Source organism: Peribacillus sp. JNUCC 23 (assembly GCF_053653995.1).
The window spans coordinates 1-13431 of sequence record NZ_JBSJXW010000004.1 but is presented as its reverse complement, the minus strand read 5'-3'; the positions used below and the strand labels follow the sequence as shown (position 1 = coordinate 13431).

Here is a 13431-nt window from a genome sequence, read left to right as displayed (position 1 = left end):
TTAAAAAATCCCCCTTTGGGTTCATCTGATTATGCCAAATTTTTAACTATAACAAAAGTTTTTTTTTGTTATAGTTGGCACCATTTTTGTTATAGTTGGCACCATTTTTGTTATAGTTAAGGCACCATTTTTGTTATAGTTGGCACCATTTTTGTTATAGTTGGCACCATTTTTGTTATAGTTGGCACCATTTTTGTTATAGTTAGGTCCGTCAAACCCAGTCATACCAAGGGTTTCAGAGGGGCTGAAAACAAGTATAAAACAAGGATAAAACAAGATAAAACAAAAAACAGTAAAACAACAACAGAAAAAATGTGATTGCTATCCGAATACCAAAATCACATAAAATACAAATAAAGGGTTTATATGTAAAATGAACATACCACAGGAATATTCCTCCATTTTTAAAAATGGAAGATGAGCTTATTCATTTGGAAAATTTCAAAACACTAATATCCACTTTTTCTATTGACTCTTTAAAAAAAAGATATTAATATATTAATTCTTGTCACGTTAAGGAATTTTAACAAAAAAAGTTTTGTTTTAATTTCTTCGTAGAAGTTGACAAAAACGAATGTGTTTGATAATATGAATCTTGTCGCTGATACGAAATAAATTATTTCGGAAAATCATTTGACAACTTGAGAACAAAATGATACACTATTATTCTGTCTCAAATTAATAGTTCTTTGAAAACTAAACAAAGCAGAAACGTCAACGTTTTAATTAAGTGAGTACACACTATAAAAACAATGAGCAAGTCAAACACTTTTTGGAGAGTTTGATCCTGGCTCAGGACGAACGCTGGCGGCGTGCCTAATACATGCAAGTCGAGCGAATGATAGGGAGCTTGCTCCCTTGATTTAGCGGCGGACGGGTGAGTAACACGTGGGCAACCTACCTGTAAGACTGGGATAACTTCGGGAAACCGGAGCTAATACCGGATAATTTCTTTTCTCGCATGAGAAGAGATGGAAAGACGGTTTCGGCTGTCACTTACAGATGGGCCCGCGGCGCATTAGCTAGTTGGTGAGGTAATGGCTCACCAAGGCCACGATGCGTAGCCGACCTGAGAGGGTGATCGGCCACACTGGGACTGAGACACGGCCCAGACTCCTACGGGAGGCAGCAGTAGGGAATCTTCCGCAATGGACGAAAGTCTGACGGAGCAACGCCGCGTGAACGAAGAAGGCCTTCGGGTCGTAAAGTTCTGTTGTTAGGGAAGAACAAGTACCAGAGTAACTGCTGGTACCTTGACGGTACCTAACCAGAAAGCCACGGCTAACTACGTGCCAGCAGCCGCGGTAATACGTAGGTGGCAAGCGTTGTCCGGAATTATTGGGCGTAAAGCGCGCGCAGGTGGTTCCTTAAGTCTGATGTGAAAGCCCACGGCTCAACCGTGGAGGGTCATTGGAAACTGGGGAACTTGAGTGCAGAAGAGGAAAGTGGAATTCCAAGTGTAGCGGTGAAATGCGTAGAGATTTGGAGGAACACCAGTGGCGAAGGCGACTTTCTGGTCTGTAACTGACACTGAGGCGCGAAAGCGTGGGGAGCGAACAGGATTAGATACCCTGGTAGTCCACGCCGTAAACGATGAGTGCTAAGTGTTAGAGGGTTTCCGCCCTTTAGTGCTGCAGCTAACGCATTAAGCACTCCGCCTGGGGAGTACGGCCGCAAGGCTGAAACTCAAAGGAATTGACGGGGGCCCGCACAAGCGGTGGAGCATGTGGTTTAATTCGAAGCAACGCGAAGAACCTTACCAGGTCTTGACATCCTTTTGCCCTCCCTAGAGATAGGGACTTCCCTTCGGGGACAAAAGTGACAGGTGGTGCATGGTTGTCGTCAGCTCGTGTCGTGAGATGTTGGGTTAAGTCCCGCAACGAGCGCAACCCTTGATCTTAGTTGCCAGCATTTAGTTGGGCACTCTAAGGTGACTGCCGGTGACAAACCGGAGGAAGGTGGGGATGACGTCAAATCATCATGCCCCTTATGACCTGGGCTACACACGTGCTACAATGGATGGTACAAAGAGCTGCAAACCCGCGAGGGTAAGCGAATCTCATAAAGCCATTCTCAGTTCGGATTGTAGGCTGCAACTCGCCTACATGAAGCCGGAATCGCTAGTAATCGTGGATCAGCATGCCACGGTGAATACGTTCCCGGGCCTTGTACACACCGCCCGTCACACCACGAGAGTTTGTAACACCCGAAGTCGGTGAGGTAACCGCAAGGAGCCAGCCGCCTAAGGTGGGACAGATGATTGGGGTGAAGTCGTAACAAGGTAGCCGTATCGGAAGGTGCGGCTGGATCACCTCCTTTCTAAGGATGAAATGAAGTACTAGATACTTCAATAAATGGACGTTTCTGCCTTTGTTTAGTTTTGAGAGAATTATCTCTCTATACTTTGTTCCTTGAAAACTAGATAACAAATAACAAGACATCATTGAAATAGTAAGTTCTTTTTTTAATTAACTTCGGTTAAGTTAGAAAGGGCGCACGGTGGATGCCTTGGCACTAGGAGCCGATGAAGGACGGGACTAACACCGATATGCTTCGGGGAGCTGTAAGTAAGCTTTGATCCGGAGATTTCCGAATGGGGAAACCCACTGTTCGTAATGGAACAGTATCTTTACCTGAATACATAGGGTACTGAAGGCAGACCCGGGGAACTGAAACATCTAAGTACCCGGAGGAAGAGAAAGCAAACGCGATTTCCTGAGTAGCGGCGAGCGAAACGGAAGATAGCCCAAACCAAGAGGCTTGCCTCTTGGGGTTGTAGGACACTCAACATGGAGTTACAAAGGAACGGGGTAAGTGAAGTGATCTGGAAAGATCCGTCAAAGAAGGTAAAAACCCTGTAGCTGAAACTTCGTTCCCTCCTGAGTGGATCCTGAGTACGGCGGGACACGAGAAATCCCGTCGGAAGCAGGGAGGACCATCTCCCAAGGCTAAATACTACCTAGTGACCGATAGTGAACCAGTACCGTGAGGGAAAGGTGAAAAGCACCCCGGAAGGGGAGTGAAATAGATCCTGAAACCGTGTGCCTACAAGTAGTTAGAGCCCGTTAATGGGTGATAGCGTGCCTTTTGTAGAATGAACCGGCGAGTTACGATTTCATGCAAGGTTAAGTTGATAAGACGGAGCCGCAGCGAAAGCGAGTCTGAATAGGGCGCATGAGTATGAGGTCGTAGACCCGAAACCAGGTGATCTACCCATGTCCAGGGTGAAGTTCAGGTAACACTGAATGGAGGCCCGAACCCACGTACGTTGAAAAGTGCGGGGATGAGGTGTGGGTAGCGGAGAAATTCCAATCGAACCTGGAGATAGCTGGTTCTCTCCGAAATAGCTTTAGGGCTAGCCTCGAGATGAGAGTATTGGAGGTAGAGCACTGATTGGACTAGGGGCCCCCAACGGGTTACCGAATTCAGTCAAACTCCGAATGCCAAATACTTATTCTCGGGAGTCAGACTGCGAGTGATAAGATCCGTAGTCAAGAGGGAAACAGCCCAGACCACCAGCTAAGGTCCCCAAGTTTACGTTAAGTGGAAAAGGATGTGGAGTTGCTTAGACAACCAGGATGTTGGCTCAGAAGCAGCCATCATTTAAAGAGTGCGTAATAGCTCACTGGTCGAGTGACTCTGCGCCGAAAATGTACCGGGGCTAAACGTAACACCGAAGCTGTGGATGGATACCGTATGGTATCCGTGGTAGGAGAGCGTTCTAAGGGCGTTGAAGCTAGACCGGAAGGACTGGTGGAGCGCTTAGAAGTGAGAATGCCGGTATGAGTAGCGAAAGAAGGGTGAGAATCCCTTCCACCGAATGCCTAAGGTTTCCTGAGGAAGGCTCGTCCGCTCAGGGTTAGTCGGGACCTAAGCCGAGGCTGAAAAGCGTAGGCGATGGACAACAGGTTGATATTCCTGTACCACCTATACATCGTTTGAGCGATGGGGGGACGCAGAAGGATAGGGTAAGCGCGCTGTTGGATATGCGCGTCCAAGCAGTTAGGCCGGAAACGAGGAAAATCCCGTTTCCATTAAGGCGGAGCTGTGATGGCGAGGGAAATATAGTACCGAAGTTCCTGATTCCACGCTGCCAAGAAAAGCCTCTAGTGAGATGTAGGGTGCCCGTACCGCAAACCGACACAGGTAGGCGAGGAGAGAATCCTAAGGTGTGCGAGAGAACTCTCGTTAAGGAACTCGGCAAAATGACCCCGTAACTTCGGGAGAAGGGGTGCTTTTTAGGGTGAATAGCCCGGAAAAGCCGCAGTGAATAGGCCCAGGCGACTGTTTAGCAAAAACACAGGTCTCTGCGAAGCCGCAAGGCGAAGTATAGGGGCTGACGCCTGCCCGGTGCTGGAAGGTTAAGAGGAGAGGTTAGCCGCAAGGCGAAGCTTTGAATTGAAGCCCCAGTAAACGGCGGCCGTAACTATAACGGTCCTAAGGTAGCGAAATTCCTTGTCGGGTAAGTTCCGACCCGCACGAAAGGCGTAACGATCTGGGCACTGTCTCAACGAGAGACTCGGTGAAATTATAGTACCTGTGAAGATGCAGGTTACCCGCGACAGGACGGAAAGACCCCGTGGAGCTTTACTGCAGCCTGATATTGAATTTTGGTACAGCTTGTACAGGATAGGTAGGAGCCTGTGAAGCCGGAGCGCTAGCTTCGGTCGAGGCGTCGGTGGGATACTACCCTGGCTGTATTGAAATTCTAACCCGCGCCCCTTATCGGGGCGGGAGACAGTGTCAGGCGGGCAGTTTGACTGGGGCGGTCGCCTCCTAAAATGTAACGGAGGCGCCCAAAGGTTCCCTCAGAATGGTTGGAAATCATTCGTAGAGTGTAAAGGCACAAGGGAGCTTGACTGCGAGACCTACAAGTCGAGCAGGGACGAAAGTCGGGCTTAGTGATCCGGTGGTTCCGCATGGAAGGGCCATCGCTCAACGGATAAAAGCTACCCCGGGGATAACAGGCTTATCTCCCCCAAGAGTCCACATCGACGGGGAGGTTTGGCACCTCGATGTCGGCTCATCGCATCCTGGGGCTGTAGTCGGTCCCAAGGGTTGGGCTGTTCGCCCATTAAAGCGGTACGCGAGCTGGGTTCAGAACGTCGTGAGACAGTTCGGTCCCTATCCGTCGTGGGCGCAGGAAATTTGAGAGGAGCTGTCCTTAGTACGAGAGGACCGGGATGGACGCACCGCTGGTGTACCAGTTGTTCTGCCAAGAGCATCGCTGGGTAGCTACGTGCGGACGGGATAAATGCTGAAAGCATCTAAGCATGAAGCCCCCCTCAAGATGAGATTTCCCATAGCGTAAGCTAGTAAGATCCCTGAAAGATGATCAGGTTGATAGGTCAGAGGTGGAAGCGTGGCGACATGTGGAGCTGACTGATACTAATCGATCGAGGACTTAACCAATATATATTTTAATGATGATTCTCAGTTCTGTTATCTAGTTTTGAAGGAATAAACCTTCTAACTGAATTTAGTCTGGTAATGATGGCGAAGAGGTCACACCCGTTCCCATTCCGAACACGGAAGTTAAGCTCTTCAGCGCCGATGGTAGTTGGGGGTCTCCCCTGTGAGAGTAGGACGTTGCCAGGCTAAGCCCCTAATTAAATTAGGGGCTATTATTCTTTCTACAACTATATACGGCCCTTGGTCAAGCGGTTAAGACACCGCCCTTTCACGGCGGTAACACGGGTTCGAATCCCGTAGGGGTCACCATATTGGAGGATTAGCTCAGCTGGGAGAGCATCTGCCTTACAAGCAGAGGGTCGGCGGTTCGATCCCGTCATCCTCCACCATTACCTATAGTGCCGGTGTAGCTCAACTGGTAGAGCAACTGACTTGTAATCAGTAGGTTGGGGGTTCAAGTCCTCTTGCCGGCACCAGGTTTTTTTTTGTTTTCGAGCCATTAGCTCAGTTGGTAGAGCATCTGACTTTTAATCAGAGGGTCGCAGGTTCGAATCCTGCATGGCTCACCATTTATCGCGGGTGTGGCGGAATTGGCAGACGCACCAGACTTAGGATCTGGCGCCGCGAGGCGTGGGGGTTCAAGTCCCTTCACCCGCATTATTTATTACGCGGAAGTAGTTCAGTGGTAGAATACAACCTTGCCAAGGTTGGGGTCGCGGGTTCGAATCCCGTCTTCCGCTCTACTTTTCGTAAGTGCCGGGGTGGCGGAACTGGCAGACGCACAGGACTTAAAATCCTGCGGTAGGTGACTACCGTACCGGTTCGATTCCGGTCCTCGGCACCATTTTATATTTATACGCGCCCGTAGCTCAATTGGATAGAGCGTCTGACTACGGATCAGAAGGTTATGGGTTCGACTCCTTTCGGGCGCGCCATATAGACGGGAAGTAGCTCAGCTTGGTAGAGCACTTGGTTTGGGACCAAGGGGTCGCAGGTTCGAATCCTGTCTTCCCGATTATCACCTTTTTTTATAATGGGGCCTTAGCTCAGCTGGGAGAGCGCCTGCCTTGCACGCAGGAGGTCAGCGGTTCGATCCCGCTAGGCTCCACCATTATTATGATTATTGTATACGCTTATTTATTTGGCGGCGTAGCTCAGCTGGCTAGAGCGTACGGTTCATACCCGTGAGGTCGGGGGTTCGATCCCCTCTGCCGCTACCAAATCATGAAGGATCTTTAGCTCAGCTGGTTAGAGCAGACGGCTCATAACCGTCTGGTCGTAGGTTCGAGTCCTACAAGATCCACCACTATTTATACGGAGGTATACCCAAGCCCGGCTGAAGGGATCGGTCTTGAAAACCGACAGGGGAGTCAAATCCCGCGGGGGTTCGAATCCCTCTACCTCCTCCATTTTTTGAAAAAGATCACACAATTCATATCGTCGCGGGGTGGAGCAGTCCGGTAGCTCGTCGGGCTCATAACCCGAAGGTCGCAGGTTCAAATCCTGTCCCCGCAATCTGGTCCGGTAGTTCAGTTGGTTAGAATGCCTGCCTGTCACGCAGGAGGTCGCGGGTTCGAGTCCCGTCCGGACCGCCATTTTTATTCTAGTAGGGTCACCTACTATTGATATACATTGTGTGGCTCAGTAGCTCAGTCGGTAGAGCAAAGGACTGAAAATCCTTGTGTCGGCGGTTCGATTCCGTCCTGAGCCATCATTAGATTAATACGGAGGGGTAGCGAAGTGGCTAAACGCGGCGGACTGTAAATCCGCTCCTTCGGGTTCGGCAGTTCGAATCTGCCCCCCTCCACCATTCCATCATTGTGTAGTTTAAAGATAGAATAGAGGTCTTCGGAACTTCCGAAGAAGGTTGTGAACCCATTTATTTTATATTATTGGGCTATAGCCAAGCGGTAAGGCAACGGATTTTGATTCCGTCATGCGAAGGTTCGATCCCTTCTAGCCCAGTCATGGCAGCATAGCCAAGTGGTAAGGCAGAGGTCTGCAAAACCTTCACCCCCGGTTCAAATCCGGGTGCTGCCTTAATCATGCCGGTGTGGCGGAATTGGCAGACGCGCACGACTCAAAATCGTGTTCCTTTTGGAGTGCCGGTTCGACCCCGGCCACCGGTATCGAAGCGAGACATATTTTGCGGGTGTAGTTTAGTGGTAAAACCTCAGCCTTCCAAGCTGATGATGAGAGTTCGATTCTCTTCACCCGCTCCAAAAAATGGGCCTATAGCTCAGCTGGTTAGAGCGCACGCCTGATAAGCGTGAGGTCGATGGTTCGAGTCCATTTAGGCCCACCATAATCCTATATTTTTTGTTCCGCAGTAGCTCAGTGGTAGAGCATTCGGCTGTTAACCGAACGGTCGTAGGTTCGAGTCCTACCTGCGGAGCCATTTTTTTTTATATGGGGAAGTACTCAAGAGGCTGAAGAGGCGCCCCTGCTAAGGGTGTAGGTCGGGTAACCGGCGCGAGGGTTCAAATCCCTCCTTCTCCGCCACACATAGGATGCGCCTTTAGCTCAGCAGGATAGAGCAACGGCCTTCTAAGCCGTCGGTCAGAGGTTCGAATCCTCTAAGGCGCGTAAAAACTAACCAATTAAGGTTAGTTTTTTTTGTTTGTTCATTTCAGTCTGTGAGCAAAACAAGACCGTATTGAACCAATTCATTCGTCTCATGGCACTTTAGGTCACTCTAGTGAACAAATGATACATAAAACAAAAAATAAATTGATTATAATGCGTTTCTCAGCATTATTTATTTTAAAAAATGATTTTTTTCTTGTGTAGGTTCCGAAAGGGTTGCGAATGAGTTCGGAACCTTCCAAATGGGCAGGGATAAACGAAAGCTTGTAGTGGTAGGCTGGCGATGAATTTTTAAAAGTTAATACACAACAGAATGGGTGGCAGTTTTTTAGGCGGTTAATATCCTTTAGCTTTAGTCCCTATATAGAAAAGCTCTTAAATATCTGGACTTTGCTAGTTTTGTAGGTTTATAATTCTATTAAATAAAAAACTTGATACGGACAAATAAAAAAGCCACTTCCATATGTTAAAGGTTGGCGCCTTTAACGGAAATGACTTTGACCCTGTTTCACAACCACCACAGCCGGAACAGGAAAAACAACAATTTCGATACGCCTATTATAACGGGTTTATAGAGAGAATTTCAACCGTTAACTTTTAGTGATTTTAAAAATAGGGCGTCCAAAGGTGTATTTTACCGTTTTTCTAATCCGGCTGGGGTTGGTAAAAGGGTAAAGTATGCCTTTTTCTTTGTCTTCTCGGAAGGAAGAAAAACCATGTTGGTAGCTGGAAGAATTGAAAATTTTAAAGACTTTAGCAAGTTTAAAACCGTAAAAAAATTTAACAACCACATTGAAATGTTCCTGGCTGAACATAAAAAAGATTTTACTAAAGGGGAATTAGTCGCGTTCAAACGCCTAGTTCGATTCTCTGCTAAATATGTTGGAGTGGCTAACGCAAAGATTGGCACTCTATTAAGAGCCATCAATGAAAAAGGGAATGGTTTTGGTATAAGCCGATCAACTTTTGAACGAATGTTGAGAAAAGCGAAGGATTTAGGGATCCTATCGGTCGAAAATACGGCTAAATCCAAAGGTGGAAAAGGGCATAATGTCTATATTTTTAATACAATTGATGTATTAAAAAAGGAAAAATTGACGTATTGTGAGGATCACGAGAAACCTTGCGACAGTAAGGTTGAAGGGCATAATTTTGAAAGAGAAACTAGTAATCTTTTAGAAACTAGCAATACTAAAAAGATAAATAAACGTAAGGAGACGCATTTAGATTCTACTTTTACGGCTTCTTATGTTCCAAAAGAATTTGTCCAGGCTGTTAAGCCTTTCTTTAATCATGCTGCTACGATCGAAGACCTTTGGAAAAGCGTTTTTCTTGATACAAAGGGGATAAAAAACATAGTAGAACCTGAAATCATTACATATACGGCCATAGCTGCCTTTAAACAAGCAATCAGAGCCTCTAAAAAAGGGAAAATCAGAACGACCTTAGCTGCCTTCTTCACAGGTACTTTTAAAAACCTAATTGGATAAGGCTTACTTTGCTATTCCTTTAGAAGAAATCCATGAAAGAATCAGCCATTGAAACAAGAAATAATATCTTAAAACAAGCTAATTTAGATAAAATTATCCTCTTTAAAAACCGTAAAACACACCACAACAAAGATAGATCTCAAAGAGAGCTCAATGTCTGTTTCATTTGCGGTTTTACTTTGTAGTAAATCCCTGTCTATTTATGGGTTCGGCCGGGTTCCTCCTTTTTCGTAAACACCAGAAGACCTCGCCTATACTACGTAAACATAGCCGAGGTCTTCTGGTACTCTAAAGTTGTCCCCGGCCGAGGGTGGATGAAGTAGCAAGTAAGTTTATGTATAAATGGAGAGATTAGTTTGGGGAAGAGATTAAGAAATATGGATATAGTGGTTTAGAGATAAAAGATGTAGAACGAGTAAAAAATACGAATGATGTGAGAATTATAGGATGCTGTTTGCTGATTTATTTATAGTGTTTTTAAGTTCCGAAGATAGATTCGAAGGGTTCCAAAAAGGGGGCATTCGAAAAAAATAGGGATTTTGTTTATGGTTTTTGTAATATGTTTTTAAAAATACGTCGTTCATGCTGTTTATTAGGCCTTCTAGGGCGTTTTATCTTTTTTTGAGTACAAATGTAAATATAAAGATTTCAGATGTTATAAACACCCCTTAAAGGACCTTAAAAGACCTTGCAGATTTATTACTTTCAATTCATTTTTCACAATAATTCTCCAGTTTTACCTTAAACGTCTTTTCAATCTATGTATTAGGGCTACTGAACCTTCTGAATTTTGACAGGTGTGGAATTGTAGCCAAACCGCCTGTTTCCCTTCCGGATCGGAAACAGGTATTCTGTATCGCTCATATGAGCCGTATAATCCTCAATTACTTCCCGCAGCTTGATCGGAACCATAGCGTCGCAGTGCCCATTCCATATCCTCGATTTCTTTCGCTGTTCGCAACGGCTGTCCGTTCTTTTTTTCATGATTTACCTACAATATCGTACATTTAGCGTACGATATTGTTGTTTTAACGATAAGGTCTATTGTTATCAATGAAATGAATGTACGAAAATATCTAAAATCATACATTCAAAAAAACGCCCTGTTCAATTAAAGAAGAAAAGAAGAAAAGAAGAAAAGAAGAAAAGAAGAAAAGAAGAAAAGAAGAAAAGAAGAAAAGAAGAAAAGAAGAAATAAACGTTTATTCGTTGGAAGAATGGTTGATTTCTTCTTTTCTTCTTTCCATGCAGCATAGTAGAGTTTGCTACTTGAATAGGCTTCGGTCTGGCCACATGGTAAGTAAATTTGCAAAATGTCTTCTACTTAATCTCCTTCAAATACTTCTCCAAAGCCTCTTCAATCAGAATATAGATGTTTTTTTCATGGACAAGGGCTTGCATTTTTAATTCTTTATGTAGATCTGTACGTAGATCGAAGGATACGCGTTTTCTTTCCACTTTTATTTCATCCTTTCTTGTTTCGTTGATTTCTTTATTCGAATAAACGTTGGTATCTTCTTCGCCTACTATTTCGGCTAATGCTTGGGTTGGGGTGATTATTTTTTGCATACGTTTCATTTTTTTTATGTCATTTACTTTGGACACGCTCAATCAACTCCTTGTAGAAACGGTTGTATTGGTCTAATGCCTTTTTTAATTCTGGGTTCCTATTAAATCCATAGAGAGCTAATCTGCCCACTGGTGCTTTTCTCGTAATGGTTGTTTGAAAAACTTCGTTAGGATAGTCCTCCTCAATCATTTCTTTAAACGCTTTTGAATCGTTTCTACGTACATCGTTCATGGTGCGTAAAATCCCAACGACTTGTGTATCTCTATGACCGAAATTTCTAGCGCCTTCAACAGAGTCCATAAAATTAGGAATCGCCGAGTAACACCAGCTTGAACATTCAAACATGACAACTATGTGTTCGCTTGCGCATAGGGCATTTGTGGTTTGTTCACTAAGTGATGGTGGGGTATCAATTACGATAAAATCATATTGATCCCTAACTTGATCAAGAATTTGATCGAGGATTAAGCTAGGGTTCCCCTTAAATGGGAGAGTGTCGCCTTGATAAGTTTTCCCGGTATAAATCCAGCGAGGAAATGTAGCTAAAAAATTGTTGGCAGGAAGCAGATCTAAATGATCGGTGATAGAAACAATATACTTTTCTACGTCGTTTTGTTGCATCGCTTCTAATATAGATTTTCCCATAAACTCATTAGATGGTTGTTCAGATAAAAATTCAGTCAAGTTTCCTTGAGAATCCATATCCACGGCCAGTACACGGTAGCCATCTTCTTTTAGCAAATAGGATAATATGCCCGTTGTAGTGGATTTGCCGCATCCGCCTTTTTGGATTCCCATTGTAATGGTAATGGCCAATCTTCGCACCTTCCTTCTTTAAAAATTGTTGCCTACTTTCCTTATTCGATAATAGTTGAACAACTCCTTCTTGTTAAGTGGGGGATAAAAACCTTTATATATCAGGCTGTATACGTACTTTTCAAACATTCATACAGGGACATTAAGGTGTTGAAGCTGTATTTATAATTCCTTAACTAGCCGTTCTTTGGAATAATATATATTCTTAAGATAAACTCGATAGAATATATATAGTACTACTTACATACCTTAAACAGAATAAAAAAGGGGGGTTGGTATCATTTAAATACCCAACTCCTTTTATTTCCTCTTAAATTCAAAAAACTAAAAATTAGCTTGCAACTACACTCCTTTTAACCAATCTTCAATCTGTATCTTCGCCTTTTCAATATCCTTTTTTTCTAAAGTAGTATTTTCAGGCTCCATAATATTAAGCGTTTCGTATAAGTCTTGTTTGACCGTTTCAAAAATCTGCACAGCATTGGCTTGCCCCACATCCAGAAACCTCTGTATTTCACTGATTGATTTCTCTTCCACAAACCAATACGGTAAAGGATCTTTTGATTTTCTAAAATCTGAAATTAAATGCATAAGAATGTTTTCAGATGATGCAATACCTTCATTAGGTCCTGAGGAACGTAACACTTTCGTTATGTACCCTATAGGATTTTCGATATCTTTTCTATCTTGTATTTTCTCTAATAGGTCAATAACAGTTGCTTGTCCATATTTCCCCCATGATTCAATCACTTCATCGGACAACTGGATTCCTAATGTTTTCCCTAGCTTTCTGACGCTTTTTGAAAAGCTATTTGATAACTTAAATTCTTCAAGATTACTTTCAAAAATATCAAGTTCTTCTATCTTAGGTTGTTTTGCGGACTTTATTAGAAATTTAACCTTTTCAACTTTACGTCCTTTTTTTACAACTTCTATTTCGAAAGCAATATCCGTTTTCTTCATAAGTTCTTTTTGGGCCGGTAAAAGTACACGTTGTTTAAAGTTTCCATAAGCAGGATAGACATCTTCAGCGCCAAGCATCTTCCGTAAATCTGAAAGAAAAAACGTCCTCTCTTGAAACCTTTCGTATTGTTTTAACAATTCATAGATCCGAATAGCATAAGAACTCTTGAGTTTAACAACATTTTCAAGCTTATAGCTCGTAAATTCTTTTTTTAATTCTAATAGGTATGGACGTAAGAATGGATCAAATCGAACGTCTATGGTACCTTCAGATTCGTTATAGGCAACATAACTTAACCAGGCTACCTGGATAACCTTCTTATCAATGCGAACCTCAAACACCTTTTGCATGAGTTCCTTAGTAATTTGCCTTAATTCTGTATATTTAGGCGTACCATTTAAGCCTAATAATCGATTAAACTCCTTAATCGGTAATGTATATGATTTAAAATCCGAGTCCTCGGGATGAATATTGCTGGCCAAACAGAGAATAATTTTTTGCTCAACCACACCGAGTTTATAATTTGCTTCGATTAAAATATTAGATTTAGTTACAAGTTGACTGGTTCGATTTTCCATAATCGATGTAGACAT

The 13431-nt window shown here is 43.9% G+C and carries 4 protein-coding genes, 25 tRNA genes and 3 rRNA genes; 29 read left to right on the top strand and 3 right to left on the bottom strand.

Features of this window, described 5'->3' with window-relative positions; all coding sequences use genetic code 11:
- Window positions 1-769 precede the first annotated feature (769 nt).
- The 29 genes from JNUCC23_RS23425 (at window position 770) to JNUCC23_RS23285 (ending at window position 9488) form a co-directional block, all read left to right on the top strand.
- Window positions 770-2319, top strand: a 16S ribosomal RNA gene (locus JNUCC23_RS23425).
- Window positions 2320-2476: 157 nt separating this feature from the next.
- Window positions 2477-5412: ribosomal RNA gene (locus JNUCC23_RS23420) — 23S ribosomal RNA — on the top strand.
- A 71-nt stretch (window positions 5413-5483) separates the two neighbouring features.
- Window positions 5484-5598 (top strand): 5S ribosomal RNA (gene rrf / locus JNUCC23_RS23415).
- Together the 16S, 23S and 5S rRNA genes with 25 tRNA genes alongside form the textbook arrangement of a ribosomal RNA operon.
- A 49-nt stretch (window positions 5599-5647) precedes the next feature.
- A tRNA-Glu gene (locus JNUCC23_RS23410) sits at window positions 5648-5721 on the top strand.
- A gap of 4 nt (window positions 5722-5725) precedes the next feature.
- A tRNA-Val gene (locus JNUCC23_RS23405) sits at window positions 5726-5801 on the top strand.
- Between the two features lie 11 nt (window positions 5802-5812).
- Window positions 5813-5888 (top strand) — tRNA-Thr (locus tag JNUCC23_RS23400).
- Window positions 5889-5905: 17 nt separating this feature from the next.
- A tRNA-Lys gene (locus tag JNUCC23_RS23395) sits at window positions 5906-5981 on the top strand.
- Between the two features lie 6 nt (window positions 5982-5987).
- Window positions 5988-6069: transfer RNA gene (locus tag JNUCC23_RS23390), tRNA-Leu, on the top strand.
- An 11-nt stretch (window positions 6070-6080) separates the two neighbouring features.
- A tRNA-Gly gene (locus JNUCC23_RS23385) sits at window positions 6081-6152 on the top strand.
- A gap of 15 nt (window positions 6153-6167) precedes the next feature.
- Window positions 6168-6256: transfer RNA gene (locus JNUCC23_RS23380), tRNA-Leu, on the top strand.
- A gap of 14 nt (window positions 6257-6270) precedes the next feature.
- Window positions 6271-6347 (top strand) — tRNA-Arg (locus JNUCC23_RS23375).
- Between the two features lie 6 nt (window positions 6348-6353).
- Window positions 6354-6427: transfer RNA gene (locus JNUCC23_RS23370), tRNA-Pro, on the top strand.
- Between the two features lie 20 nt (window positions 6428-6447).
- A tRNA-Ala gene (locus JNUCC23_RS23365) sits at window positions 6448-6523 on the top strand.
- Window positions 6524-6555: 32 nt separating this feature from the next.
- Window positions 6556-6632, top strand: a tRNA-Met gene (locus tag JNUCC23_RS23360).
- A 9-nt stretch (window positions 6633-6641) separates the two neighbouring features.
- Window positions 6642-6718, top strand: a tRNA-Ile gene (locus JNUCC23_RS23355).
- A gap of 10 nt (window positions 6719-6728) precedes the next feature.
- Window positions 6729-6821, top strand: a tRNA-Ser gene (locus JNUCC23_RS23350).
- A 32-nt stretch (window positions 6822-6853) separates the two neighbouring features.
- A tRNA-Met gene (locus tag JNUCC23_RS23345) sits at window positions 6854-6927 on the top strand.
- Between the two features lie 3 nt (window positions 6928-6930).
- Window positions 6931-7007: transfer RNA gene (locus JNUCC23_RS23340), tRNA-Asp, on the top strand.
- A 43-nt stretch (window positions 7008-7050) separates the two neighbouring features.
- Window positions 7051-7123: transfer RNA gene (locus tag JNUCC23_RS23335), tRNA-Phe, on the top strand.
- A 15-nt stretch (window positions 7124-7138) separates the two neighbouring features.
- A tRNA-Tyr gene (locus JNUCC23_RS23330) sits at window positions 7139-7222 on the top strand.
- Between the two features lie 83 nt (window positions 7223-7305).
- Window positions 7306-7377: transfer RNA gene (locus JNUCC23_RS23325), tRNA-Gln, on the top strand.
- A gap of 4 nt (window positions 7378-7381) precedes the next feature.
- A tRNA-Cys gene (locus JNUCC23_RS23320) sits at window positions 7382-7452 on the top strand.
- Window positions 7453-7459: 7 nt separating this feature from the next.
- Window positions 7460-7541: transfer RNA gene (locus JNUCC23_RS23315), tRNA-Leu, on the top strand.
- A gap of 19 nt (window positions 7542-7560) precedes the next feature.
- Window positions 7561-7634 (top strand) — tRNA-Gly (locus JNUCC23_RS23310).
- A gap of 6 nt (window positions 7635-7640) precedes the next feature.
- Window positions 7641-7717: transfer RNA gene (locus tag JNUCC23_RS23305), tRNA-Ile, on the top strand.
- 18 nt (window positions 7718-7735) lie between these two features.
- Window positions 7736-7810 (top strand) — tRNA-Asn (locus JNUCC23_RS23300).
- A gap of 13 nt (window positions 7811-7823) precedes the next feature.
- A tRNA-Ser gene (locus JNUCC23_RS23295) sits at window positions 7824-7914 on the top strand.
- A 10-nt stretch (window positions 7915-7924) separates the two neighbouring features.
- Window positions 7925-7998, top strand: a tRNA-Arg gene (locus JNUCC23_RS23290).
- 716 nt (window positions 7999-8714) lie between these two features.
- Window positions 8715-9488: a hypothetical protein gene (locus tag JNUCC23_RS23285; RefSeq protein WP_454216421.1), complete on the top strand. Its 774-nt coding sequence runs from the start codon at window positions 8715-8717 to the stop codon at window positions 9486-9488.
- 1320 nt (window positions 9489-10808) lie between these two features.
- Here JNUCC23_RS23285 and JNUCC23_RS23280 read toward each other — a convergent pair.
- The 3 genes from JNUCC23_RS23280 to JNUCC23_RS23270 all read right to left on the bottom strand — a co-directional run.
- Window positions 10809-11093 carry a hypothetical protein gene (locus JNUCC23_RS23280; protein ID WP_062187067.1) on the bottom strand — a complete coding sequence of 95 codons (285 nt, stop codon included), beginning with the start codon at window positions 11091-11093 and terminating at the stop codon, window positions 10809-10811.
- Entirely contained in the window at window positions 11077-11874 is a 798-nt protein-coding gene (locus JNUCC23_RS23275) for a ParA family protein (RefSeq protein ID WP_454216418.1), read from the bottom strand. The genes JNUCC23_RS23280 and JNUCC23_RS23275 overlap by 17 nt, the downstream gene beginning before the upstream one ends.
- Window positions 11875-12216: 342 nt before the next feature.
- Window positions 12217-13431, bottom strand: a 1215-nt coding sequence (locus tag JNUCC23_RS23270; protein ID WP_062187062.1) for a replication initiation protein, incomplete at its 5' end; no start/stop codon positions are given.

Excerpts from the sequence above, each read along its gene's own strand:
- JNUCC23_RS23285 (WP_454216421.1), top strand. The coding sequence starts at position 8,715 with ATGTTGGTAGCTGGAAGAATTGAAAATTTTAAAGACTTTAGCAAGTTT.